Origin of the sequence: Kitasatospora sp. MAP5-34, from assembly GCF_029894335.1 — a bacterium.
Lineage (GTDB): Bacteria > Actinomycetota > Actinomycetes > Streptomycetales > Streptomycetaceae > Kitasatospora.
This window is the reverse complement of record NZ_JARXZC010000022.1, coordinates 92,527-116,910: the sequence shown is the minus strand read 5'-3', so window position 1 is coordinate 116,910 and position 24,384 is coordinate 92,527. Positions and strand designations below refer to the sequence as shown.

Sequence of the window (24,384 nt, the reverse complement as noted above, 5' to 3'; positions counted from 1 at the left end):
CTGAACGTGAACTCGACACTCACATCCTCGCAGGCCGGGAGCACCCTTCCTTGATCACGTCACCGCGCGAGCCACTGGCGCTGAATATCCGAGGCTGAAGCCGACACCTGGTGCACCGCCGCTCCCAACCACGCCCCGGGACCCGACATTGCATCCAGCAACGCCACGACCCGCCCCGGGTCAGCCGTCACCAGGAACCCCGGATCCGTCAGCCACCAGTCCACCAGCGCGGATTCAACACCCATATCGCCATCCCGCTGATCACCAGACATGGTCGGCACGGTAGCCGCCCCTACCGACAAAGGTCGGGATCAGCCCTGCCTGGTACGGTGAGCAACCATACGAGAGCTGCGATCACGGACGCGGCCCCGGTCACGAGGAGCGCCGCGCGCAGGCCGTTGACGAACGGATGCAGGGTTGCCGCCAGGGTGCCGAAGACGGCGACGCCGGCGGTGGATCCGCTCTGACGGGCGGAGTTGAGCGCGGCTGCGGCGATTCCGGAGCGGTCCTTTGTGACGGTGCCGAGGGCGGGTGCTGTGGCGGCCGGGGAGATGAATCCGCCGGCCAGACCGATGATCACCATGGGGGCCAGTGCCATCTCGTAGGGTGAGCGCGGGCCGAAGGCGAGCAGGCCCCCGGCCCCGATCGCGTACGCGCAGAACGCCGCACACATGGACCAGCGGGCGCCGAGGAGCCGGGCGATGCGGTCGGAGTAGTAGCCGCCGAGCGCGACCATCACCGTCATCGGCAGCAGCGCGGCACCCGCTTCCAGGGGTGAGGAACCGCGTACCTGCTGGAAGTAGAGGCTGGTGACGAATAGCAGCCCGTAGAAGACGAACGCCGAGGTGACGGACGCGTACGTCGATGCGGCGAAGAGACGATGGCGGAACAACGACAACGGCAGCATCGGACGCGTGGAGCGTGACTCGGCGACGAGGAAGACCACGATCGCCGCCACGCCGAGCGCGATCCCCGCGAGGATGGGCGGCGAGGTCCAGCCCAGGCGCCGGCCTTCGATGAGAACACCCATGGGCGCGGCCAACGCAAGAATGCCACTGGTCAGGCCGATCAGATCGACCTGTCGCCGCACGGGCGGCATCGGCGGGTCGGTGACGCGCCGGGCCAGCAAGAGGCCGACGAACCCGATCGGCACGTTGACGAAGAAGATGCTGCGCCAGCCGAACACCGCCACCAGCCCTCCCCCGACCAGCGGCCCGGCCGCCATGGCGGCACCGCCCAGCGACATCCAGATCCCCACGGCTCTGGCCCGCTGCACCGCCACGGGGTGGGCGTGGTTGATCAATGTGAGTGCGGCGGGTACGAGCAGCGCGGCGCCGAGGCCCTGCACGATCCGTCCGGCGATCAGTACGGGCAAGCCGGACGCGAGGCCGCAGGTGGCCGAGGCGGCGGTGAATACCAGCAGGCCTGCCAGGTACGTGCGCCGGGCGCCCCACCGGTCGCCCAGCGTGCCACCCGTGAGCAGCAGCCCGGCGAAGGCGAGCGTGTAGGCGTCCACTACCCACTGCAGACCATCGATCCGGATCCCCAGCGAGCCGGAGATGTCGTTCAACGCGACGTTGACGATCGAGGTGTCCAACAGAACGATGACGTAACTGACGCCCGTCGCAGCGAGTACCCGCCTCTGCAGTGCGGTTCGCGCGCCGGGTCGATCGAGGGTTTGTTCGGTCATGGTGTGGACGCTCGCACGGAAACGGTTCCATGGCGGTGGAACCAACGGCGCGCGAGAATCCACCTCATGACCGAGTCCCGCAGCGACGCCGAGCCCGATGTGGCCCACGTGGCCAGGATCTTTGCCGACGGCACCCGGGCGCGCATCCTGACGGCGCTGGCCGGCGGGGGCAGCCTGGCGGCCGGCACACTCGCCGACGAGGCCGGCGTCAGCAGGCAGGCGGCCAGCACGCAGCTCGCGGCGCTGACCGCGGCCGGAATGATCACCGTGGAACAGTCCGGTCGGCACCGCTACTACCGGCTCGGCAGTCCGCAGATCGCGGAGATCCTCGAATCCCTGGCCGGACTCGCACCGGGCCTCTCCATGCCGAACACGCTCCGCGCGAGCACCCGCGCCGCCGCCCTGCGCAGGGGCCGCGTCTGCTACGACCACATCGCCGGCCGCCTCGGCACCGCCATCACCGATGCGCTCGTCGAACGAGACGCCCTCACCCCGGCCACCAACACCATCAGCCCCACCTCGGACCACCCGTACCGCCTCGGCAGCGCCGCGACCGCCGTCTTCACCGAACTCGGGCTGTCCGAGACACAACTGGCCGACCAACAGCACGAACCACTCCTGCGGTTCTGCCTCGACTGGAGCGAAAAACGCCCCCACCTCGCCGGCCACCTCGGCGCCGAACTACTCACCACCTTCACCCAAGCCCACTGGGTCACCCACTCCCCGAAGAGCCGCGTACTTCGCCTGACCGCCCTCGGCGAACAGGAACTCAGCCGACGGCTCGACATAAGAACCGGAATCGAATGACATGACACGGCCGGGGTGGCCAGGCTGGCGCTGCACGCCATCGAGGAGGGCTTCGCGGTCACCGCGCCCGGGCTGGTCGACTCGGTGCTCTTCAACGGCCATGTGGACGCGAAGGACCGGGCGACGGGTCGCGCGATCCGCCCGTGCCTGGTCAGCGTGGTCGCCGAACGTGACTCCTACGCGCAACTGGTACTCGACGAGCCCGCACTGGATCCTGCCGGCTGCCTGCACCACCTGAACGCCATCGTCTCCCAGCACCCCTTCGACCTGGAGGCGGTCGCGCCGGTCGCCGTCTTCGACCTGACGAAATACCAGTTCATCGCGGAAGTCGACGTGGTCTCCGGCCTGGACAGCCGCCCGGACCTCGTCAAGATGGACCCGTTCGCGTTCGAGCACCTGGTCCGACAGCTCTTCGAGGCCATCGGCTTGGAGGCGTGGACGACGCAGGCGAGCCGGGACGACGGCGTCGACGCCGTGGCGATCAACCGCGACCCCCTGACCGGGGGCCTGTGCATCATCCAGGCCAAGCGGCTCAAGGGAACCGTCCCCACCGACGCGGTACGGGCGCTCGCCGGGGTGATGCACGACAAGGCCGCCGCGAAGGGAATCCTGGTCACCACAGCCTGGTTCGGCAAGTCCAGCATCGACTTCGCCCATCGCACCGGCCGCCTGCAGCTGATCGACGGCCGAGGACTCAAAGCACTCCTGAAGGAACACCTGGGAATCGACGCCCTCCTCGGCCTGCCCAAAGTCCCGCCCGGATGGCGCCCGGACGACGTTCGCTGAACTACCCGGCCCGCCCGAACCAGGTCCAGCGCCGACAGCCGGATTGGGGCGCAGGCCGGAGCCTCGCGCCCCCAGGCCAGTCCGCAGCGGACCGTGCCGGCAGGGGAGAGGGATCAACTCCCGGACAGGGATCGCCAGTCACTGAAACAATCGCACGCATGGTGACCGCATCGAGCTCAGCCGACAGCACCTGGGACGACCTGCTCCAGCAAGGCACCGGCCCCGTGCAGGAGTCGTTCCTGGACCTGGCCAGGAACACCCGACACTACGTCGGCTACCAGCCCGACATCGTCTGGGGAAACCTCCAGACACCCCAGTACGCCGAGGCGATGCTGCGCCTCGTCGTCGACTTCCACGGAATCCCTGACGACATCGAGGCCGGTGTCGCAGCCCGGACCGCCCGCGCCCAGTTCATCGGGCAGGAGGGCCGTACCTACCACGTCCTCCTCGGCGAGCAGGCCCTGCTGACAAACATCGGCGGCCCTGAGGTGATGCGCGGTCAACTGCACAGGCTGATCGACGCGCTCTCCCTGCCCGGCCTCACGCTCGGGATCGTGCCGGCCCGAGCCCGGCTGCTGGTCTACCCCGGAGACGGGTTCTCGATCTTCGACGACCGCAGGGTCGAGGTGGAGGGCTTCCGGGGTGGCGAGACCATCACCGACCCGGACCGCCTCGCCATCTTCCGCAAGGCCTTCGACCGCATCCGGCCGTCCGCGGTCTACGGCCCGGCCGCACGCGACCTCATCGAGACCGCTCTCAGCGGAACCTGACAGCCATGGCGTAACGGAAACGGAGGAGGACGGGACCTCTGCGGTTGCCCCCATGAGGAAAGAGCAAGACCCGGCCACGCCCCTGGCCACGGTCACGCTCGTGATCGCGAAACCGGACGCGGGGGCCAAGGAAAATGGAGACAGGAATGACGTCGCAGGGTGACGGCACCGCCGGAGGCGAGAGCGACCGGACGGGATTCGCCGCACTCGCCGCTGTACTCGCCGCGGTCGCAGGTCTGTGGCAGGGGGCCGTCTGGGCCTGGGCCAACCCGCTCCCCGCAGCCGTGGTGCTGGCCTGCGCAGGAGCCCTGGTCGCCGGGCTGCGCTGGGCACTCGTCCGCGCCGGCCTCGACAAGCCGCTCCGCCGATTCCTCACCCCACTGTGGTCCCTGCTCCGAACAGGTATCACCACCCGCGCCACGCTCGTCCGTACCTCCCTCACCAATTCGATCACCGACCGGCTTGACCAGTGGGCCCACCGGCCGCTGCGCCCGGTGCCGCCGCGCGAGCCGGCTGCGTCCTATGACTTTCGTCCGCTCGGGTACACCCTCGAATCGTTCGACGGATCGTCACCTGGTCAGTTCGAGGACATGTGCCGAGAGCTCCTCGAACGGGACGGTTTCACAGACGCACGGCAGGTGGGTGGCGCCGGTGATCTCGGGGCGGACGTCATCGCCCGCGACGCGGTCGGTCGTCGGGTCGTGGTGCAGTGCAAGCGGCACGCGAAGCCGATCGGCTCGAGGGACGTCCAGACGTTCAACGGCACCGCGCGGCCCGAGCACGGCGCCGCTGTGCCGGTCATGATCGGGTTGAACGGCTTCACGGCGCCGGCCGTCGCCTTCGCCGGGAAACAGCACCTTCACCTGGTCGACCGCGAGCGGCTCGCCCGCTGGGGTGCCGGCCATCACCTGTACGACGTCCTCGGGATCGATCGCACCGTGACCTGATCGGCCCAAGTCCGCTGCTGAGCAGGCGCCTCCGGTGGGTAACCGCCACCCGGGATGACCACACGTCCTGCATGCGTCTGCACGGGGTACACGCGATGCGCTGGTTTGCACGCTTACGACGTGTATTTGAAGGCATTTCAAGGCAGATGAAGAACCCCTTACTTGACTGGGGGTCAAGGGGCCCAGGTTCAAATCCTGTCATCCCGACGTAAGTCGGAAGGCCGTTGGCCGGGAGCAATCCCAGGCCAGCGGCCTTTTCTGTGATGGGCCGTCAGTAAAACGAGGTACCCGCGAGAGCCTTTAAACGATCTTGCTGGGGACCAGATGGGGACCAGCACGCCGCGTGCACCTCCGCAGCGGACGCTCGGGGGACCGGGCAGGCCGGACAGCCAGATCTCCGTACCTGACCAGGATGACCCCAAGCCGTCGCCTTCGGACAGCACTCCGCGAATTCCGGTCGAGAATTCTCCACACCCCTCGCTCCACGGCGCTCGCCTTCCCGTCCTACGCGCAGGGAGCTCCTGATCGAGGCAGCGCAGGAGCAGCCGGGATGGAAACCTCCAACGCCCTGTTCGCAGATTCTGCGAGGGCGCGGGCGGGATTTCCCCGGGGCGCGTCGCGCGCCCGAACTATTGATTCGGTGCCGAGACTTGCACCGGAAGCACCAGGCCGCCGATTTGTGGCGATCCTCCAGTCAGCCACCACAGGGTGCCGGCCTGACGTGCCCTCGACGCGAGCCCATACGCCGCCGCAGGGCCAACCAACCGCCGAGCTGGAACGCTCCGACGCGGGCTGCCCGCAGCCCGGCCGGGATGACGGGCTCTCACGCCGAGCCGGATGTCGGTGCCCATCCGTAGGCTGCGACCATGAACACGGTGCGCGCCAGGGTCTGGCGGTTCAAGGTCGAGAAGGGCCCCGACGGGGCGGAGGCCGTGCTCGCCACGGAGATCGGGCAGGGCCCCCTGCCTGTCTCGCTGTCCGAACTGGTCCACATCAACGCGCTGGCCTGCGACCTCCGTAAGGTCGTGGACCAGCGGGTGAGGGACCACGAGATCTCGTTGCTCACCAGCTACATTGCGGGTGTGTCTGCCAGAACGCCGCTGATGGCCGACTGTCCGGCGCTGGACTCCAGTTCTGGGCACATCCGGCGGTTCGTCAGCGAGTGCACCGGGCTTGGTGTGATGACAGCCGCGAGTGAGGCCCTGTTCGACTGGCAAGCGGGTACGAGCGGTCTGAGCAGCTTCGACGTGCTGCCGGAGCACCTGGTTGGCATCTACAGCAGGACGGGAGTGCGTCCGGATCTGCTGTTCGACCTCGCGGGTGGGCCGGTCGCAGGAGAAGCCCGGGGCCGGCGCAGGGATGCCAAGGAGATGTTCCCGGCCGCGAAGGGCACGGCCGCCCAGAAGGCGCGCCTGGTCAACCTCGCCAAGTGGTCCGTCGCGCACGGCGACCACCCCTACTCCGGGCCGGCGCGGGAGTTGGCCTGGTCGGCCGCCTGCTCGATCAGTTCGGCGAGTTCGTTGTACCGCCAGGGACCGTCTGCCCCTTCGAGCTCCAAGTCCCTATGGACGAAGGCCGACCAAGCTGGCGATGGGCCCAGGGCCTCCCGGCCGACCATGTGCTTCATGAACACCGACTTCAGTGCCTGTGGGCCGGTGCCGGTCCGAAAGGCGTTGTTCTCCGCCCACGCCAGGAGTACGCCCTCAAGCTGATCGTCGTCCAGGGCATCGAGGTACATCTCAACCAGGGAGGCAGCACTTGCCGACGGGTCAGCCAGTCCTATGGGGCCACGGACTACCTCTGCCAGGAAACGTGCGTGGTAACTGTCTGGCGCGTGGAGCAGCAGCTGAAACCATTTCTGGTCTGGTGACAGCTGTGCAAACTTGCCCTCCAGGGCGGGGAGAGCAGACCGCAGCTCAGCCACTTTCACCAGGCCCACGACAAAGGTTGTCTCCACTGATGGCGTTTTCCCGGGGGCCGGGAGTTGCATGGCCTGGATCAGACCGTTGTAGCGATGCCAGATGCCGGCGTCGAGCGAGTCCCGGAAGACATCCAGGTCGCCGAGCTTGACTATGGCGGCCGGGTCGAACTCGCCGACTTCCTCGCCATGGCCGGCCTGCGGCTGGCGCCGGACGCCGAGGTCTGCACCACATCGCCGAACATCGACGGGAAGGCCTGAGGACGATGCCCGCGCACCCGAGCGGCGACTACGCGATCACCGTGATGTACTCCGTGCCCGACGACGCCTGGTACCTGGAACTGGACCTCGTCCGGGAGCAACGGGCCCTCGTGACCGCAGTCGTCCCCGACGAGGACCCGGCGCGCGAGCCGACGGTGTGCTTCGACCCCCACGGGCAACACCTGGACATCCCGTACGAGGTCATGCGCTGGTTCATGGACCACGTCGAGGAGGAGATCCGAACGTCCCGAGCCTGGATGCAACTGCGGCCCGAGCTCGTCGAGGTCATCCACCGGTTGCGCCAGAGGTACCTGGGCGCCATCGAGGATGACGACCTTCCCGATGTCCTCGCAGAGGTGTGCGTCGCTGTCCCCGAGAAGGATCTGACCGCCGTTCTTGAGGCCGCCTTCGGGCGGCATCCTGATGGCACAACCGTGAGCGGTGTCCAGGCGCTTCAGCTCGCAGAGGAGGGTGTGGCGGAACAACGACTACCGTCCCACCACGTCCTCTCCGGGAGTCAGGGGTGGTGTTGAGTCGGCTGATCAGCTGCCGGTTGCCGGCCCGCATGGCCTGGAGTTCTTCGGTGCGCTCCGCCGGCTGACCCGTGAGGTCGACTGCTCGCTGTTCGAGGGTGGTGATGCGGCGCTTGAGCTGGTCGATGTCGTCGGGGCCACCGGGTCCGGAGTCCCTCCAAGCCTGTTCGCCGAGGAGTCCGGAGAGCTTGTTCTCCAGGTGCCGGACCCTTCCGGTGAGGCGGCTGGCGCGTTCTTGGACGTTGGCCAAGTAGCTGTGGCGGACCCGGCGGAACTCGTCGGGGTGATCAGTGGCCAGAGGACCGAGTACGGCATCCGGCACACCGTCACCTGCCGGGCGCTCGGCGTGTCCCGGGCGTGGTTCTACAAGTGGCGGTGACCGGCCGCGCCGACGAACCGGGAGGTCCGACGGGCGAAGCTGGTGGAGCGGATCGCGTACTTCTTCTGTCGCTCGGGCGGCACTTACGGGTCCTCGCGGCTCACGCTGGACCTGTGGTCCGAGGGCTGGCAGGTGTCGGTGAACATGGCTGCCGAGATCATGGCCAAGTTCGGGTTGCAGGGCCGCAGGCCGCCGCGCCGGCGCCGCTCGCTCACCTGGCAGGGCAGGCGCGAAGCCGTCCCTGACCTGGTGCGTCGCGGCTTTGGCGCCGCCTGGTGCGGCGCACTGCGATCCGCTACACGACCGCCTTGCGGGAGTAGCGCACGGCCTCGCGACTCGCCCGCTCCGCGCGTTCGCGGCGGCGGCCGATCGTCGCGGCGTGGCCCTTGAACAGCAGCGGCATCAGCCCGTACACCACCACCGGCACTACGAGCGCGGTCAGGACGAAGGTGCGCAGGTAGACCGGCAGGTGGGCGGTGTACGGGCCGAGGAGCAGCGAGGCGACGGTGATCGCCGGATAGACCGCGAGCCAGGTGAGCAGGACGCGGTGGTGCACGGTCGGAGCTGACGTCGGAGCGGACATGGCGGACCCCCGGAAACTCTAGGTGCGCTGATCGGACAGACTCCAACCAACTGGTTGGTTGGAGTCTGACACGAGCCTGCGCCGCTGTCCAACCATTCAGTTGGGAATCCGGCGTAGGCTGGCCCCATGGCATGGGACACCCAGAGGACAAAGCAGCTGCTGCTCGAGGCGGCCGTCCAGGAGTTCGCCGAGTATGGCCCCGAGGGCGCGCGGGTGGACCGGATCGCCAAGCTGGCCGGTATCAACAAGGAGCGGATCTACCAGTACTTCGGCAACAAGGAGCAGCTCTTCGGGCACGTCATCGACCACGAGCTGGCCAAGGTGATGGCCGCCGCCTCACCGGTGCCCGAACAGTGCCGGGACCTCGGCGAGTTCGCTGGGCTGCTCTTCGACTGGCACTGCGCCAACCCCACCTTCCTGCGGCTGCTGCGCTGGGAGGGCCTGCTGGTCGAGCCGCAGCCGACCGCCCGGGACACCGAGCGGGCCGCCTACTACGTGGAGCGGATCACCGCCATCGCGCAGGCCCAGCGGGCCGGGACGATCGCTGCGGAACTGCCCGCCCAGCACCTGCTGTACGCAGTCTTCGCGCTCTCCGCCTGGTGGTTCACCGCGCCGAAGGTGATCGCAATGGTGATGGCCGGGCTGGCGGACGACAGCCCGGCGGCCCGGCGGGCGGCGCTGGTGCGGCTGGCCGGGAAGCTGGGTAGGTAGGGCCGCTGTTGGAGGCGGGCCGGCGCCCGGCGGCGGTCGGCCGGCCTTCGGGCCGCGCCGCTTCATCGCCATCGCCAGCAGGAAGAGCGCCGACAGCAGCGCGCCCGGTGCGGCCGCGAAGGCGGCGTGCGTCATCGGGGCGCTCTTGGCCTGCGGGTCGTCCAGCCGGGAATCTGCGCGGCTTCGAAGTGCGCGAGGGCCTGGCGCAGTGGGGCTTCGGCCTCGGTCCAGCGGCGGAGGGCGGAGAGACCCTTACCGCGCCACGATGGTCCGCGACAGGCGGATCGTCGTCGGGCTCCACATCGAGCGCTACTACGGCCAGGCCCGGTGACCATCGCCCTTCCGGCGCGTCCGGGGGCGCGGTGCGCAGGCGGCGGGCCGCAGTAGCCTCGCGAACCGCACCACCGCACCACCGCACCACCGCACCACCGCACCACCGGCTCCGGACCAGCCCCGGGGCCGGGACCGGGACGGCAGCGCTGCCATCGCCCCCGTCCCGGGCCGACCCCGGTCGTCGTAGTCCGACCGAGGCCTGTCACTCGCGCCAGGCGCCCCCGGACTCCTCGTAGGAGTCGGCCTGCTCCCGCTCCTCCTCCGTACCGTCGACAACGCCCTCCGCAGCCCCCCTTCGGTTCTCGTCACGCCGCCGGGACTGGTTGCGCTGCTGGGCCATCGAGGTCATCCGGATCTGCTCGCTGACTCCCTGCCCCCGCAGGGTACTTCCGCCGCCTCCGTGGCCCATGGCGACCGGGGTCGTCATCATCCCCGGTGTGGGCCCGATCCCTGGGTGGGTACCCGTGCCGCCGTCCTGAGTGGCCGTCATGTTGCTTACCCCGTTTGCTCCACCGTTCCGGGAGGATGACTGCTGCTCGCTGCTCCGTGAGCTCAATACGCGGCCCAGGCCGACCGGTAGCCCCAGCTGCGGTCCGAGTGAGGTGCCGGTGCGCCCGGTGCCCGTCTCAAGGCGCGACTGCTCCGTACGGGACTGTCCGGTCAGCTCGTCGGACTGCCCGCCGGCCAGGTTGGTGGGCGCGCCCGGCTGTCTGCCTCTGCCGGACAGGCCGAAGCCGAGGGAGTTGAGCGAGGTCTCGAAGCCTCCGAGGAAGCCCCCGGCGCCTGCCCCTCCCACTCCTCCGCCGAGATGCGGGCGCAGTCCGTCGAATGCGGAGAGTCCGGCATCCCGGATGCCTCCGCCGGTCGCACCGGCGCCCGATCCGCCTGTCAAGCTGGAGAGTTGGAGCAGGGAAGGCCCGCCGGGAGTCTGCCAGGCGAAGCCGCCGTTCATCTCTCGGGTGTTTGAATCCTCGTTGTCCGTCAGGTTTTTGACCATCAGGTCCATCCGGTCGGCGGTCCCCCGGAACGAGCCGAGCACCCGATTGAGAACCTGCATGCCGACTATCTTGGCGATCTGCTCGCCTGCCGCGACTGCCAGCTTGCCGAACATGTCTCCGGGCTGTCCCAGGTCCAGACTCTCGACGATCCGTCGGAACGAGCTGCCCTTGGAATCGACGTCGTCGGCATGACGCCTCAACTCCAGTGCGCAGCTGGTGATCTGTGCCAGGTCGACGCCGAACCCCTGGCCGTTCGACTGTGCCGGTGCGCCGCCCGTCACGGTCCTGACCGCAGCGTCGGCCAGATCGGCCAGCGGCTTGGTCAGAGCGGCGGCGAGCTTGTTCACCGCCTCGTCGAGGATGCGGGAGACGATCGCCTTCCCTGCTGCGATGATCGCGGGGATGCCCCACCCGCCGCTTGATGAAGCTGCGTCCAACTCGGCTTGAATCGTCGTCAGTTGGGTCAATGTCTCGCCCTTGCAGACTTCGATGACCACCGCCGCCGCGTGTAGTGCGGTGCTGGTGGTCTCGCAGGCCTCCACGATCATGCCGGAGTACTTGGATATGTCGGCCCACACCCCGGCCATCCGGTCCGCCGCCGTGCCGTGGCAGACCTCGGCCACCTTCTTCATCGCCTTGTCCGCAGCCAGCTGGGTCGAGTCGATCGTCAGGACTAAGCTCTTCAGCTCGTCGGCGAGCTTGACCAGTTCATCCTCGTTTGCCTGGGGCCAGTGCAGCCCGAGGAGTCCCATGACAGACGCCAGCTCTGACGGTAGTTCGATTCCCACGCTGCTGCCCCCAGCTGCTGCACGACTCCTACACAGATTGCACGGTGCGACGATACACATACAGAGTGCTTGTAACTAGAAAAAAACTGTCAGTCACGAACAAACCTGCTGCTGCCTTCTCGACCACTCCGCCGCAGGCGTCGGCCCCGGCTCCTGGGCCTTCGACCGGTGCTGTAGGCACTGGGCTGGGCCGTGGCGAAAGCGCCGCCATTCTCAGGGAGTTCGTCGCCCGGGGTGCGGCGCTGAAATGCATCATCGCGCCTGCCACTGACAGCGGACCTTGGAGCGGGCCCTGCCGAGGTGGGTGAGGATCCCGGTAGACCACTGCTACGGGAGGGGCCGTACGCAGTGGACGGCGAGGGAAAGGGGGAGTTCCCACCTCTTTCCACGCCCGACGACGCCGCCGACACTCCTGCCAACCGCGCCCGCGCCGACCGCATCGCCCGGCAGGCCGCCGACGCGGGTGACGCCAACGCCCTGCGCCAACTCGTTGTCCGGCTCATCGAAACAACCGGTTCCCCGCAAGCCCGTCAACTGCTCACCTGCGGCCTTGAGCCCGACGGAACTCCGACAGCACCTTGGTTGCAGTGGGAGGTGCTCCTCGGCCGCGAGTTCACCGTGGAGCGTCCAATCTCCCAGGCGATGAAGGCGTTCCTTCAACGCCGTGAGGTCGACCCGGCTCGGTGGGTAGGCAAGGCAGGCTGAGGGCCGGGTGGCGACGAGGGCCCAGCCGAAGCAAGCGCCCTCAGCCTTCTGCAACACCGGCCACGGCTCGTGGACCAAGCGGCCGTTTTCCCCATGCTCATGCGGCTTGAAGAATGACCTTCTCGAACCGGGTTGTGCCGTCGGCAAGCGCACTACCGCGAAAAACCGGGTGCCTGTGCCGCGTCCTCAGGGCACAATCATCGCCGATGCCTCAGCTGATCACCGACAGGCTGCTCGCCGCTGTCGAACCACTGCCCCATTCGCTTCGGCTGCGCGAGGTGGCTCGCACCGCCGCTGCCCTCGCCTCCTCCGATCTGCTGGCCCTGCTCGCCGAGCTGGACGGCCGTGGCCCGTATGAACGTCGGCTCGCCGCGTTGGCCGCCCTCGCCGGACGGCAGGCACGCCATCTGATCGACCGGATCGACGACCCCGACCCGGTGGTGCGCCGCTACGCGCACCGAGCGATCGGGGAGCTGCCATTCCCGGGCGACGACCTCGAGTTCACGATGCTCACCGCGCCGAAGGCGGTCCGTGACGAGTTGGCCCGCGCCATCCTGCAGGCCGGGCGTACAGCGGTGGCCGAGCGGTTGGTGCCCGTCATCCGCAGACGCTGGGGCGCCGCCGAGGCGGCCCGGCTGCTGCCGGTCTGCTCGGCCGAGATCGTCGTCGCCGAACTGCCGATGCTGGCGCACGCGATCACCTTCTCCACCTCGCTCGGACGCCGCCACCCGGGCGCCGTGCTGGACGAGGCCGAGCGCCAACTCGCCGATCTGCCGTACGGGTTGCGGCAGGCTTTCTGGGAACGGCACGCCCTTGGCCTGGCAGCTGCCGCCACCCGCGAACCGGCCCGGGCGCTGGAACTGCTGGAGCGCCACCCGGTGCGCACCTTCCCCGGTCCACTGCGCGACCGGCTTGCCGACCTCGCCGCTGTCTCCGCCGAGCGGACCGTCCGTCTGCTGCTCGCAATCGACCGGCACCGCCACGACCCACCGCTGCGGGCCGACTTGGCCCGCCGACTGGTCGCGGCCCGGCCGGACGGCCTTGCCGCGCTCGCGCACCGCCACCACAAGGACCACCTGGCGCTGCTGCGACAGATGCCCCCGGCCAGGCGGGCCGCCTTCTACGACGAGGTGGCGGCGCTGCCCGGCCTGTACCGCTACTGGTACTCCGTCGACGTCCTCACCGTGCTGCCCGCGAAGGAGCGGCACGTGCGGGCGCGGGCCCGGCTGGCAGCGGACAGCCATGACGTCGTCCCAGTCGCCCTGCTGCCGGTCGCTGAGGCACGGCCGAGGCTGCTGGCCGAAACCCGCGCGGCCGATGCCTGGGACCGAGGCTGGGCCTGGGCACAGCTGGTCCGCCAAGCCGAACTCTCTTGGGAGGCAGGCGCCCTGCCCGAGGCGCTCGAACTGCTCACCCGACTGCGCAACGAGCAGGACCAGGTCCGCCGTGAGGCGCTGGACGCGGTCGCGGCCGTACCGCCGAGTCTTTTCGACGACGCCAGCGCGGGGCTGCTGGAGCGGCTCACCGACGATGCCCTGGCGGCCCGGGACTGTTCGGCGGGCACTCGCGCCGCGCTCGTCCGCCTCGCCGGGGCCGTCCTCGGTGAGCACGCGGGCGGGTCGGCCCGCGAGCTGGTCGCCTGGGCCGTCCGCACCGTTGAACGGACCAACGGCGCCGGCCTCAACCTTCCTCCACGGCGGGAAAGGGCGGCGGTCGATGAGTTGCGGGGCGCCCTGGAACGCTCGGCACGGTCCCGAGACGCCGCACTGCTGCTCGCGGTGGCCGAGACGCTCGGCGCCCGTGCCCGACGTGCCCCCGCCCTCGCCGAGCTCCTGGAGCGTCTCCTGCACTCAGGCGGCGACAGTGCCGCCGAACGGGCCATCGCACAGCTGCTACGCGACCCCGCCACCAGCCCCGAACACGTGGCCCGGCTGCTCGTGCTGAGGCCGTCGGCCGTCACCCTGGCCCCGGTGCGGGCCGTACTGACCCGGGTCCGCACCGATCTGCTCGGCCCCCTGCTCACCACTCCCCTGAGCGCAGCCGACCTCGCCCACGCCGACCGTTGGACCCCCGTACAACAGCACGCGGCCATCGAACAGCTCGCCCGCACGGTCGGCGACCCCACACGGGCCCTGGACGAGCGGGTCGCCGACCTGCGCGCCGCCGCCCGGATCCCCGTCCACGGTGAGGACCTGCTGCGCCGGTACGCGAACTCTGCCGAGATCGTCCTCGCCGAGGCCGCGCTCGCCGCGCTGCCCTGGACCGAGCGCCCCGCCGGGGCACTGCCCGAGTTGCTCTCCCACGCCGCCGACGACCGGGCCCGGGTCGCCCTGTACGCGGCGGGCCGAGCCGCCCGGTTCGCACCGAGCGGCGAGCTCTCCCTGGGGCTGCGGCGGATCGCGCTCGACCCGGGGGCGAAGGTGACCAGCCGCAAGCAGGCCATCCGGCTCGCCGCCGAACACCTGGTCCTGGCCGAAGCGGCCGCCCTGCTGCGTGAGGCGTACACCGCGCCCGGGCAGCACCAGGACGTCCGCGCCGCCGTGCTGGCGACGATCAGCGAACGGATTGCCGACCTGCCGTTGTGGGACGTGCTCACCGACGCGGCCGACGGACCGCCGGCGCTGCGGACGATGCTCGTCCAGCACCTCCGCGCGCACGAGGTGCCCATCGAGCACCGCCCCGCGTTCGCCGGCCTGATGGCCCGACTGGCGATCGACGACGACCTCCTCGTTGCCGCACCCGCGCGAGGACAACTCGTCTCCTGGGGCCGGTACGCGCCGGAGGCGGTGCGGGCACTCACCCCTCTGGTGACCGACCTCGCCGAGCGCGACCGCTGGGATGGAGCGGCCCGAGTCCTGACCGGGGTGGCGCTGTCGGACGCCGTACACCCACTCGGCGGCTGCGCGCCGGGCAGCGTCCTGGCGGACGCCCTGACCACACTGATCGAGACCGTGCACGCCGGCGAGCCGGCTCTCCCCGGCCGCGACCAGCCGGCCCGGCGGCGGATCGCCGCGCTCACCGGCTCGTTCTGGAGTCCGGATGCCCCCTCGGAAGCCTTCCAGGCCACCCAGCGCGAGATTGCCTCGCTCCTGCTGACCGAACCCACGCTGCTGCCCGAGGCCACCGGCCGACTGGTCACGGCACTCGACTGGGAAGCACCCGACCTGGGCGAGCGACTTGCCGAGCTGGCCGTCCTGGTCGCCGAGCGTCCGGCGCTGGCGGTGTCCACCGCCGAGTCGCTGCGCCGATACGGCAGCGGACGACGGGAGGCTCCCGAACACGCCCTGGCGGCCGCCCGCCGGCTGGCCGCCGGCGATGGACTCGCTCCCGGCCTGTTCGCCGTCGTACTGACGACGGCCGGGGCGCAGCTCGGCTGGCCCACCGCCTGGCGGGAGGTGCTGCACACGCTGCGCCGCCATCCGCGGCCGGACGTCCGCGACGCCGCGCTGGCGGTGTTCACCGATCCAGCGTGAGCGGACCTTGTGGGGGCTTACGGCTCGGTTCGGACGTGCGCGGGGTCGAGTCGGAGTTCCTGGTAGGTCCAGCAGTCGGCGATCAGCGTGGCAGCCTCCGCGCCGCACGGGCAGATGCGGTTGCTGCTGTTCATGCCGTCGGGTCCGCAGCAGCCGACGGCCCGGCGTGGGCCGGGGTGGGGGCGCAGGCCAGCGGTGTCTTCGGGGTGGAGTACGAACGTGTCGCGAGGGCCGCCGGGCACGCGGGTGTTCGTCGGAGCGTCAGGGGCGGGGGCGCTTGGGACGACGTACGGGCACCGAAGGGTTCGGGATCGATGGCGTAGGTGCCACGGGCCATGGTGACGCCTGGCTGGTCGCCCTCGTCCTGGTCCGCATAGCGCTGCTCGGGCAGTTCGTCGAGACTCCTCGGTGAGGTCGGTGCCCAGGCGCTCCAGAAGGATGATTTCTCGGGTGTCCTGCAGCAGGTCTCCCACGTACCCGCCTCATCGTGCAGTTGGCGACCAACCCCGCGTTCGCCACCAGCACCGGCGGCTTCTTCGTCGCCAGAGGCGCCAAGCCCCTCGACTGCCCACCGGCTGGCCGTGACGAGCAACTGCAGCGCGAACTGTGGCAGGCCACCGCCGACTTCCTTCAGGGGGTGCGCCGCAGCCGCCGGTGACCTGTGTGGCTGGAGTCACTCGTCCCATGGGCCGCCCTGAGCTGCCGTTCTCTAGAATGGTCACAGTCGGCGAGGGCGGACAGAAGGGTGCGTGAGTGGCGGGGTCAGGCGGACCGCTGTCCCGTCGCGGTCTGCGTGGCCGCGAGGTTGAGCTCGAGGAGCTTCAAGCACTGATCGCTTCGGTGGCCCGCACCGGAAGCGGCGGGTTGGCCCTGATCCGGGGGGAACCGGGTATCGGCAAGAGCACGCTGCTCGCCGAGGCCGTCACCAGGGCCAGGGCAGCGGGATTCTCGGTCGGTCTCGGCAAGGCCGACGAGCTGCATCGCATCGTGCCGCTCTCGTCGTTGGCGGCATGCATCCTGCACGGTGATCAACCGCTGCTGTCCGGCGATGCCTTTGCCGATCTTGCGCGCAGTCACGATCAGCGGATCTGGCTGGTGGAGCGGATAGCGGAGGCGATCGAAGCCAGAGCCGGCAGCGTGCCGGTGCTGATCGCCCTGGACGATGTGCAGTGGGCCGACCCGCTCAGCCGGTTTGCCCTGAAGCAGCTTCCGACGCGCTTGTGGCCCTCGCCGGTGCTGTGGATGCTGGCCGGGCGACCGGAGCCCGCTGGTCCGGCGGAAGAGGTCGTCGCCGCCGCGAGGGGCACCCTCCCGACGGTTACCGTGCCGGTGGGGCCACTGTCCGGCGCGGCCATCGGCCAACTGGCCGACGACATGCTGGGTGCGGCCGTCGACGAGCGGGTACGGGACCTGCTTGACGGAGCCGGCGGGAATCCGTTTCTGGCGGTCGAGATGCTCGCGGGACTGAGGACCGCCGCAGGCTCCGGTGAACTCGTTCCCCCAGGGCTCGTCGTGGGTGTGCGCGGCAGGCTCAGCTCCCTGCAGCCCAGCACACTGCGCCTGCTCCAGATGGGAGCGGTGTTGGGGCGCAGGTTCGCCTTCCATGACGCCGCCGCGCTCTGTGGCCGACCGTCCACCACGTTGATCGCGGCGCTCGAGGAGGCAGTGTGCGCCGGGCTCCTGGAGGATGACGGCGATCACCTGGTCTTCCGTCATGACCTGCTGCGGCAAGCGGTCTACGCCGACATCCCGCCGTCGGCCCGGAAGGCGCTGCACCGGGAGGCCGCCAACCAGCTCGTCTCCGCAGGCCGCCGGTCGATCGACGCGGTGCCGCACATCCTCAGGGGCGCCCTGCCCGGGGACGAGGAAGCCGTGGCGTTGCTGCGGCAAGCCGCTGACAACGTGTTGCCGGTCGCGCCGGGGCTCGCGGCCGACCTGATGGTGAGCGCCCTGGAACTGGTGCCGTCGGGACGGCCGTTGAGGTTCCTCGTGGGTGAGCAGGCGATCGTCTGTCTGACCAGGGCCGGCCGGAATCGAGAGGCGTTGTCGACCGGCGACCGGCTGTTGGACTGCCGACCACCGGTGGAGACGTTCAGTCGGCTGCAGGCCGCCCTCGGCGGGACGCTGTGGAACCTGGATCTCGCCGGTGAGTTGCGCCGTCGGGCCGAAGCGGCCCTCGCTGTCGGGGGCGGCACCCCGGAAGTCGGGGCGAGACTGGCGGCCCTGCGCGCGCTGGCGCAGTCCCGCGCCGATGATCTCGTCGCGGCGCGCGCGGCCGGCGAGACCGCGCTGCGTGCTGCCACCGCGAGTGGTGACTGCGAGGCGCACATCCTGGCCCTGTGCGGGCTCGGCGAGATCGCGCTCAACGCGGGCGAGAACGCCGTCGCACTGGAGCGATTCGCCGCGCTCAGCGCCGTCGACTCCGCCTTCCTGCCCGAAGAGATCGTCGCGCACCAGCACATGGACGACTTCGCGTCGAGCGAACGACTGCTCCTGCGGGCGGCAGACCATGCCCGCGCGCCCCGCCAGGCGATGCTGATGTGGGGTCAGGGCCAACACCACCTGGCGCTCGGCAGGCTCGCCGACGCCGAGGCCGACTTCGTGACGATGGAGCGCCTGGAGGACGACGTACAGGTACCCGTCCAGCAGGTGAACTCGCGCGTTATCCGCTCGCAGATCGCCCTGCTGCGCGGCGACCGGGAGGCGGCGCGGCAGCACCTGGCCGCAGCGCAGGACAGACTGGCGGTCAAACCGAACCCGGGCAACACCGCCGCCGTGCGCTTCCTTGAGGCGGTCCACGCCGAGGCCGACGGCGACGTCGGGCTTGCCGTCGACAGGATTCGGCAGGTGCAGCAGGAAGGTTCCTTCATGCGCTGGCGGCTGTTGCGCAACTGGATCGATTCCGCGATAGGCATAGCCCTGCGAGGCGCGGACCGCGAACTCGCCGAGGACCTGGCCGCGCAGGCCGCAGCCCACGCCGAACGCAACCCGGCCGTGCCCACCGCCACGGGCATCGCGGCGCAGGCACTCGGGCTGGTCAGTAACGATCTCGCCATGCTGGAACACGCCGTCACACTGCTCAAGGCGAGCCCTCGCCCGCTGGTGAGGGCCGCCGCCTACGCCGATCTCGGACGGGCACTCCTGGCAGCGGGCCGGAAGTCCCAGGCGGTGGCCGCCCTTACCCACGCCCACGGCACGTTCGCCGAGTCGGGCGCCCATGCCGCAGCGGAACGCGTACGGCGCGAGCTGGCTGGTGCTGGGGCCGGCAGCCACCGTGCAGCGACCGTGCAGCGCCCCGTCCAGGGCTGGGAGGCCCTCACGGTCTCGGAGAAGAAGGTCGCGCGCCTCATCGCCGAGGGCTGTACCAACCGGTCGGCCGCCGACCTGCTCGTCGTCTCCCCGCACACGGTCAACACCCACCTGACCTCCGTCTTCCGCAAGCTGTCGATCAACTCCCGGGTTCAGCTCGCCAACCTGGTCATGGCCTTGCCCGACACCTGAGCGGACCTGCTGGTGCTCCGCCACGGCCTGAAGGAATTCCGCAATGGTTCATCAGGTTCAAGGTCGTCAGGTTCAAGTTTCTGGCTCTCCTCGTCACCTCCACCGGCACTCCGGCCACCCACGACACTCGGTAAAGGCGCCACAATGACCTCACCAACCAGACCACTTGCGCGGCGGATCACCGCCCGCCTGGGAACCGGAATCGTCGCCCTGGGCCTGGTCGCCACCGGTTGCGGTGGCCCAACCGATACCGAGTCCGCAGCAGGCAGGGTCACCTCCATCACGGCGCTCGACTACTACTCCGACGAGCCCGAACACGCCCAGTGGGGCGAGTTGCTCACCGCCTGCGGCAAGTCCGCCGGCGTAGCGGTCCAGCACAGCAGCGTTCCGGGGGCGTCGCTCATCCCCAAGGTCCTTCAGCAGGCGTCGTCGCGGACCCTTCCCGACCTGTTGATGCTGGACAACCCCGACCTGCAGCAGATCGCACAGACCGGCGCGCTGACCCCGCTGGACCAGTACGGCATCGACTCCAGCGGCTTCGCCAAGGGCATCCTGTCGGCGAGCACGTACCAGGGCAAGCTGTACGGACTGGCGCCCGACGTCAACACGATCGCCCTCTTCTACAACAAGGACATGCTCGCCGAGGCCGGTGTCGCCGTGCCGAGGACCTGGGACGAGCTGAAGCAGGCGGCAGCCAGGCTGACCCGCCAGGGGCGCTACGGCATGGCGGTCGACGCCAACGCCACTTTCGAGGGCACCTGGCAGTTCCTGCCCTTCCTGTGGTCCAACGGCGGGGACGAGAAGCAGTTGGACACCCCGCAGGCCGCGCAGGCACTCCAGTTGTGGGTCGACCTGGTGAAGAGCGGGTCCATGTCGAAGTCGGTGCTGAACTGGAAACAGTCCGACGTCAGCGATCAGTTCGTCGCCGGCCGGACAGCCATGATGATCAACGGCCCCTGGCGGATCTCCGCCCTGAACGAGGCGAAGGACCTGCACTGGGGGGTGGCCACCATCCCGGTCCCGCACGCGGGGCAGACCCCCGTCACCCCGCTCGGCGGCGAGGTGTGGACGGTCCCGCAGAGCGATTCCAAGGCCCGGCGGCAGAAGGCCGCCCAGGTCCTCGCCTGCCTTAACGACTCCGCGAACATGCGCGCCCTGGCCGAGCAGCACTTCACCGTGCCCTCCCGCTCCGCCGTGGCCGCCCAGTACGCCGAGCAGGAGCCGTCGATGGCCGCGTTCGCGAAGAGCGTCGAAGCGGCCCGTGCCCGTACCGGCGAACTCGGCGTCCACTGGCCGAAGGCGGCGACCGGGATATACACCGCGATCCAGTCCGCGCTGACGGGCGAGCAGACGCCGGAGGAAGCACTCAAGCATGCGCAGCAGATCGCGACCGGCTCCTGAGGGGAGTCAGCCCAAGGAGACTCGGTCGGCCGTGGCCGGGGCACGCTTCCGGGAGCTGTTCGCCCAGTGGATGTTCATCGCGCCCGCCGCCGCGTACTTGCTGCTGTTCTTCGGCTACCCGATCGCCAAGAACATCGTGATGAGCTTCCAGCACTACACGGTCACGACGTTCTACACCGGTGCCGCACCGTTCGTGGGGCTGCAGAACTACGCGGAGATCCTGTCGTCGGACCCGTTCCCCAAGGCCCTGCTGACCACGGTCCTGTTCACCGCCGGTTCGATATTCGGGCAGTTCGTGATCGGGCTGGCCTTCGCCCTGTTCTTCCGGCGCAGCTTCCCGCTCAGCCGCGTGCTGCGGTCGCTCCTGCTGCTGCCGTGGCTGCTGCCGCTGGTCGCATCCGGGACGACGTGGCGGTGGATGCTCGACGCCGACTCAGGAGTCGTCAACGACGTGCTGCGGGGCCTCCACGTCCTGCCGGCCGGCGTCCCCTGGCTCACCGGTACCTCACAGGCACTCGTGTCGGTGACGCTCGTCAACGTCTGGATCGGGATCCCCTTTAACACCACGATCCTGTACGGCGGGCTGCAGGACGTCCCGACGCAGCTGTACGAGGCGGCGCAGCTGGACGGCGCCGGCCCGGTGACGACGTTCCGCCATATCACCTGGCCACTACTGCGGCCCGTGGTGAGCGTCCTGCTGGTGCTGGACGTGGTCTACACGGTCAAGGTGCTGGACACCATCCTCGTCGTGACAGGCGGAGGACCGGCCAACGCCACGGAGACCATCGCCACCCAGTCCTACGAACTGTCCTTCCAACAGTTCGAATTCGGGCGCGGTGCCGCGATGAGCAACGTACTCGTCGTCATCTCGCTCGTCTTCGCCCTCGTCCACCTGCGCGCCAACCGTCGCGCCCAGAACGCCTGAGAGGCGATCCCGTGAAGCGCGTCCCCAACCGTGGCCGGCCGTCCACGATCGTCGGGATCGTCCTGCTCGCGCTGATGCTCTTTCCCGTCTACTGGATGGTGAATGCCTCCCTTCAGCCGACGGGCAGCACACTGCGGGGAGGCTGGTTCCCCTCCCACCCGGACTTCAGCGGTTACGTCACCGCGTTGCGCGACCAGGGACCGGGCCTCGTCACCAGCCTCGTCGTGGCCCTCGGCAGCGTGACGCTCAGCCTCGGGCTCGCCGCTCCGGCGGCCTACGCGCTGGCCCGGTTCCCCGTCAGAGGGACCGATCTCGTGCTCTTCGGCATTCTGGTTACCCAGATGGTGCCGAGCATCGTCGTGGCCAACGCGCTCTACAGCGCCTACAACGACCTGGGACTCCTGAACTCCTACCTCGGGCTGATCCTCGCCGACTCCACCGCAGGAGTCCCCTTCGCGATCATCATCATGCGTGCGTTCATGCAGGGCATTCCCCGGGAGATCACCGAGGCCGCGCGGGTGGACGGCGCCGGGAGACTGCGCGTCCTCCGATCCGTGGTGCTCCCGATGAGCGTGAACGCGTTGATCACGGCCGGCCTCTTCACCTTCCTCTTCGCCTGGAGCGACCTCCTGTTCGCCCTCACGCTGACCACCACGGAGACCGTACGGCCGGTCACTGTCGGCATCTACCAGTACATCGGTGCTCAGACGAACCAGTGGAACGCCGTCATGGCCACCGCAGTTCTGGCCTCCGTCCCGGCGGCCGTGCTGCTGGTCGTCGCTCAGCGTCATGTCGCGGCCGGCGCCACCAGCGGGTCCGGCAGGTGAGGGCCGCACTCCTGATCTAGCGGATTCACGCGATGTGCCGACCCAGGCCCGCTGGCAGTGTTCCGAAGGCACACCTGCTGAGGGGGGAGAGCATGTCGCTGGATGTCGTACTGAACACGGCTTGCGTGCCGGACGACGACAAGCTCGACTACTGGAACCAGGCTCTGACTCGTACGCTCGTCCCGCAAGCGGTCACCTCCCGCGTCAGGACGCCGTTCTCGGGCCGGATCACCTCGCACCGTCTGGGTTACCTCCAGGTCTCCACCATCGAGGCGGACCCGCAGCGGATGAGCCGTACACACCGGCACATCGCGCAGTCCGACCGGAAGTTCGTGTCCGTCGGACTGCAGAGCTCCGGGTGCGGCGAGCTGGCCCAGGACGGGCGGACCGCCCAGCTGGCGCCGGGCGGGCTCGTGGTCTACGACACGACCCGTCCCTACACCCTCGACCAGCCCGAGGCCTTCCGCCTGCACGTCTTCCAACTACCCCGCCGCGTCCTGGCGATGCCCGAGGCGGACATCCACCGCTTCACCGCGCGGGAACTTCCCCCGGACGCGGGTGTGGCGGGAATGCTCGCGCCCTTCCTGACCGCGCTGGCCACCGCCGCCGCCGGGCAGTGCAGCCCCCGCGTGGGCGAACAGCTGGCGGGCACCGTCGGAGATCTGCTGGCCGCACTGATCACCGAGCAGACCGCAGGGAGCGGGCCGGCGGACCGGGGGAGTGCCGGAGGCGGCATGGCGTTGCGCGTGCGTGGCTACGTCAACGATCACCTGTCGGATCGCGATCTCTCCCCCAGGACGATTGCCGCCTACCACCACATCTCCGTCCGCTACCTGCACAGACTCTTCGAGGGCGAGGGGACCACGGTCACCCGGTGGATACAGCAGCGCCGGCTGGAGGAGTGCAGCCGTGAACTCGCGCGCCGTGGGCGGGTCAGCCCGACCGTGTCCTCGGTCGCCCAACGCTGGGGTTTCGTCAACGCCGCCCACTTCAGCCGGGTCTTCCGAACCGCATACGGCATGTCGCCACGGGAATGGCGCAGCGCGACCATCAGCACGGCCCCGTCCCAGGGTGCCCTGGCCGCCTCACCCCAACTGCCGGTGCAGGGCGATGTGCAGGGTGTCCACGGCCTGGATGAACGCGGCCCGGGCGGTGTCGGTGGGACAGACCGCGTCGAGTAGCAGGAAGCCGTGCATGATGCCCTGGTAGCGGGTGGCCACCACCGGGACCCCGGCCGCGCGGAGCCTGGCCGCGTACGCTTCGCCCTCGTCCCGCAGGACGTCGGCCTCGGCGGTGACCACCAGCGCCGGTGGGAGCCCGGCGAGTTGTTCCAGGGTGGCGCGTAGGGGCGCGGCGGTGGCCTCACGTCGGCGGGGCAGGTCGGGCAGGTAGGCATCCCAGAACCGGCGCATGTCGTCGCGGCGCAGGAAGTACCCCTCGGCGAACTGGCGGTAGGAAGGGGTGTCGAAGTCGGCGGCGGTCACCGGACACACCAGGACCTGGTGCACCAGCCGCACGCCGCCCCGCTGCCGGGCGAGCAGGGTCAGTGCCGCGACCAGGTTGGCACCCGCCGAGTCGCCCACGGCCGCGATCCGGCGCCCGTCGAGCCCGATCCCGTGGCCGTGCGCGTGTATCCACTCGGCGACGGCGTAGCACTGTTCGACGGCCACCGGGTAGCGCGTGAGGGGCGCCCGGTCGTAGTCGACGAACACCACCGCGGCGTCGGCCCCCACCGCGAACTCGCGCAGGAGGCGGCCGTAGGTGGCGGCGTCCCCCAGCGCCCAGCCGATTCCGTGCAGGAACAGCACCACCGGGGTCGGTTCGTCGGCGCCGACCGGCCTGACCACCTGGACCCGGACGGGCCCGGCCGGTCCGCCGGGCAGCACGAACCATTCGGCGGTCGTGTCCTGCGGGTCGTCCGGCCCGTCGTCCAGGGGGAGGAAGGAGAGGTACGGGAGCTCCTCGCCCGCTGCGGCGGGCCGGCGGGCGTGGGCAGCCACTAAGTCCTGAAGCGCGCTTTCGAGCACCGGGGGCCGCGAGTACGAAGG

Annotated in this window: 23 protein-coding genes; 18 read left to right on the top strand and 5 right to left on the bottom strand. The window is 69.8% G+C overall.

From position 1 onward, the window contains the following. Positions 1-59: 59 nt before the first annotated feature. Both P3T29_RS19400 and P3T29_RS19395 read right to left on the bottom strand, forming a co-directional pair. On the bottom strand, positions 60-272 hold the full coding sequence (locus P3T29_RS19400) for a hypothetical protein (protein WP_280717780.1): 213 nt from the start codon (positions 270-272) through the stop codon (positions 60-62). Positions 273-292: 20 nt separating this feature from the next. Beyond that, positions 293-1,798, bottom strand: coding sequence for an MFS transporter (locus P3T29_RS19395; RefSeq protein ID WP_280717779.1), 1,506 nt, complete (start codon positions 1,796-1,798; stop codon positions 293-295). Between P3T29_RS19395 and P3T29_RS19390 the strand changes: the two genes are divergently transcribed. The 8 genes from P3T29_RS19390 (at position 1,757) to P3T29_RS19355 (ending at position 8,091) form a co-directional block, all read left to right on the top strand. Next, positions 1,757-2,497, top strand: a complete 741-nt coding sequence (locus P3T29_RS19390; protein WP_280717778.1) for a helix-turn-helix transcriptional regulator — start codon at positions 1,757-1,759, stop codon at positions 2,495-2,497. The genes P3T29_RS19395 and P3T29_RS19390 overlap by 42 nt on opposite strands. 15 nt (positions 2,498-2,512) lie before the next feature. After that, positions 2,513-3,283 (top strand): restriction endonuclease, encoded by a 771-nt coding sequence (locus P3T29_RS19385; protein WP_280717777.1) that lies wholly within the window; start codon positions 2,513-2,515, stop codon positions 3,281-3,283. A 158-nt stretch (positions 3,284-3,441) separates the two neighbouring features. After that, positions 3,442-4,053 carry a DUF5753 domain-containing protein gene (locus tag P3T29_RS19380; RefSeq protein ID WP_280717776.1) on the top strand — a complete coding sequence of 204 codons (612 nt, stop codon included), beginning with the start codon at positions 3,442-3,444 and terminating at the stop codon, positions 4,051-4,053. Positions 4,054-4,199: 146 nt separating this feature from the next. Then, positions 4,200-5,000, top strand: coding sequence for a restriction endonuclease (locus P3T29_RS19375; protein WP_280717775.1), 801 nt, complete (start codon positions 4,200-4,202; stop codon positions 4,998-5,000). 866 nt (positions 5,001-5,866) lie between these two features. Beyond that, on the top strand, positions 5,867-6,712 hold the full coding sequence (locus P3T29_RS19370; protein WP_280717774.1) for a hypothetical protein: 846 nt from the start codon (positions 5,867-5,869) through the stop codon (positions 6,710-6,712). 302 nt (positions 6,713-7,014) lie between these two features. Next, complete coding sequence (locus tag P3T29_RS19365) at positions 7,015-7,179, top strand: hypothetical protein (RefSeq protein WP_280717773.1); 165 nt, start codon at positions 7,015-7,017, stop codon at positions 7,177-7,179. Between the two features lie 5 nt (positions 7,180-7,184). Then, positions 7,185-7,712, top strand: a complete 528-nt coding sequence (locus P3T29_RS19360) for a hypothetical protein (RefSeq protein ID WP_280717771.1) — start codon at positions 7,185-7,187, stop codon at positions 7,710-7,712. Then, positions 7,651-8,091 (top strand): hypothetical protein, encoded by a 441-nt coding sequence (locus P3T29_RS19355; RefSeq protein ID WP_280717770.1) that lies wholly within the window; start codon positions 7,651-7,653, stop codon positions 8,089-8,091. The genes P3T29_RS19360 and P3T29_RS19355 overlap by 62 nt, the downstream gene beginning before the upstream one ends. 295 nt (positions 8,092-8,386) lie before the next feature. Here the strand turns inward: P3T29_RS19355 and P3T29_RS19350 are convergent, their stop codons facing one another. Continuing rightward, positions 8,387-8,674: a hypothetical protein gene (locus P3T29_RS19350; protein ID WP_280717769.1), complete on the bottom strand. Its 288-nt coding sequence runs from the start codon at positions 8,672-8,674 to the stop codon at positions 8,387-8,389. A 126-nt stretch (positions 8,675-8,800) separates the two neighbouring features. Here P3T29_RS19350 and P3T29_RS19345 point away from each other — a divergent pair, with 126 nt between their 5' ends. Continuing rightward, on the top strand, positions 8,801-9,385 hold the full coding sequence (locus P3T29_RS19345; protein WP_280717768.1) for a TetR family transcriptional regulator: 585 nt from the start codon (positions 8,801-8,803) through the stop codon (positions 9,383-9,385). A gap of 535 nt (positions 9,386-9,920) precedes the next feature. On the opposite strand, the gene P3T29_RS19340 is transcribed toward P3T29_RS19345, so the two are convergent. Then, positions 9,921-11,468 (bottom strand): hypothetical protein, encoded by a 1,548-nt coding sequence (locus P3T29_RS19340; RefSeq protein ID WP_280717767.1) that lies wholly within the window; start codon positions 11,466-11,468, stop codon positions 9,921-9,923. Between the two features lie 384 nt (positions 11,469-11,852). Here P3T29_RS19340 and P3T29_RS19335 point away from each other — a divergent pair, with 384 nt between their 5' ends. The 9 genes from P3T29_RS19335 to P3T29_RS19295 all read left to right on the top strand — a co-directional run bounded on the left by P3T29_RS19335 (position 11,853) and on the right by P3T29_RS19295 (position 23,517). Next, positions 11,853-12,209, top strand: coding sequence for a hypothetical protein (locus tag P3T29_RS19335; protein ID WP_280717766.1), 357 nt, complete (start codon positions 11,853-11,855; stop codon positions 12,207-12,209). Positions 12,210-12,415: 206 nt separating this feature from the next. Continuing rightward, complete coding sequence (locus P3T29_RS19330) at positions 12,416-15,682, top strand: hypothetical protein (protein ID WP_280717765.1); 3,267 nt, start codon at positions 12,416-12,418, stop codon at positions 15,680-15,682. Positions 15,683-15,959: 277 nt separating this feature from the next. Further along, positions 15,960-16,094, top strand: coding sequence for a hypothetical protein (locus P3T29_RS19325; protein WP_280717764.1), 135 nt, complete (start codon positions 15,960-15,962; stop codon positions 16,092-16,094). 81 nt (positions 16,095-16,175) lie between these two features. Continuing rightward, positions 16,176-16,340: a hypothetical protein gene (locus P3T29_RS19320; RefSeq protein ID WP_280717763.1), complete on the top strand. Its 165-nt coding sequence runs from the start codon at positions 16,176-16,178 to the stop codon at positions 16,338-16,340. Positions 16,341-16,435: 95 nt separating this feature from the next. Beyond that, the gene (locus P3T29_RS19315; protein ID WP_280717762.1) at positions 16,436-19,183 is read left to right on the top strand and encodes a LuxR family transcriptional regulator; all 2,748 of its coding nucleotides are present in this window, start codon (positions 16,436-16,438) and stop codon (positions 19,181-19,183) included. A 144-nt stretch (positions 19,184-19,327) separates the two neighbouring features. Then, complete coding sequence (locus P3T29_RS19310; RefSeq protein ID WP_280717761.1) at positions 19,328-20,584, top strand: sugar ABC transporter substrate-binding protein; 1,257 nt, start codon at positions 19,328-19,330, stop codon at positions 20,582-20,584. A 31-nt stretch (positions 20,585-20,615) separates the two neighbouring features. After that, complete coding sequence (locus tag P3T29_RS19305) at positions 20,616-21,509, top strand: sugar ABC transporter permease (RefSeq protein ID WP_280717760.1); 894 nt, start codon at positions 20,616-20,618, stop codon at positions 21,507-21,509. 11 nt (positions 21,510-21,520) lie between these two features. After that, entirely contained in the window at positions 21,521-22,336 is an 816-nt protein-coding gene (locus P3T29_RS19300) for a carbohydrate ABC transporter permease (RefSeq protein WP_280717759.1), read from the top strand. A gap of 92 nt (positions 22,337-22,428) precedes the next feature. Then, a complete protein-coding gene (locus P3T29_RS19295; RefSeq protein ID WP_280717758.1) occupies positions 22,429-23,517 on the top strand; it encodes a helix-turn-helix domain-containing protein in 1,089 nt (362 codons plus the stop codon). Here the strand turns inward: P3T29_RS19295 and P3T29_RS19290 are convergent. After that, positions 23,422-24,336, bottom strand: coding sequence for an alpha/beta hydrolase (locus P3T29_RS19290; RefSeq protein ID WP_280717757.1), 915 nt, complete (start codon positions 24,334-24,336; stop codon positions 23,422-23,424). The genes P3T29_RS19295 and P3T29_RS19290 overlap by 96 nt on opposite strands. Positions 24,337-24,384: the final 48 nt, after the last annotated feature.

Coding starts and splice junctions, on each gene's coding strand:
- P3T29_RS19400 (WP_280717780.1), bottom strand. CDS start 272: ATGTCTGGTGATCAGCGGGATGGCGATATGGGTGTTGAATCCGCGCTG.
- P3T29_RS19390 (WP_280717778.1), top strand. CDS start 1,757: ATGACCGAGTCCCGCAGCGACGCCGAGCCCGATGTGGCCCACGTGGCC.
- P3T29_RS19380 (WP_280717776.1), top strand. CDS start 3,442: ATGGTGACCGCATCGAGCTCAGCCGACAGCACCTGGGACGACCTGCTC.
- P3T29_RS19375 (WP_280717775.1), top strand. CDS start 4,200: ATGACGTCGCAGGGTGACGGCACCGCCGGAGGCGAGAGCGACCGGACG.
- P3T29_RS19370 (WP_280717774.1), top strand. CDS start 5,867: ATGAACACGGTGCGCGCCAGGGTCTGGCGGTTCAAGGTCGAGAAGGGC.
- P3T29_RS19365 (WP_280717773.1), top strand. CDS start 7,015: ATGCCAGATGCCGGCGTCGAGCGAGTCCCGGAAGACATCCAGGTCGCC.
- P3T29_RS19360 (WP_280717771.1), top strand. CDS start 7,185: ATGCCCGCGCACCCGAGCGGCGACTACGCGATCACCGTGATGTACTCC.
- P3T29_RS19350 (WP_280717769.1), bottom strand. CDS start 8,674: ATGTCCGCTCCGACGTCAGCTCCGACCGTGCACCACCGCGTCCTGCTC.
- P3T29_RS19345 (WP_280717768.1), top strand. CDS start 8,801: ATGGCATGGGACACCCAGAGGACAAAGCAGCTGCTGCTCGAGGCGGCC.
- P3T29_RS19340 (WP_280717767.1), bottom strand. CDS start 11,468: ATGGGACTCCTCGGGCTGCACTGGCCCCAGGCAAACGAGGATGAACTG.
- P3T29_RS19330 (WP_280717765.1), top strand. CDS start 12,416: ATGCCTCAGCTGATCACCGACAGGCTGCTCGCCGCTGTCGAACCACTG.
- P3T29_RS19310 (WP_280717761.1), top strand. CDS start 19,328: ATGACCTCACCAACCAGACCACTTGCGCGGCGGATCACCGCCCGCCTG.
- P3T29_RS19295 (WP_280717758.1), top strand. CDS start 22,429: ATGTCGCTGGATGTCGTACTGAACACGGCTTGCGTGCCGGACGACGAC.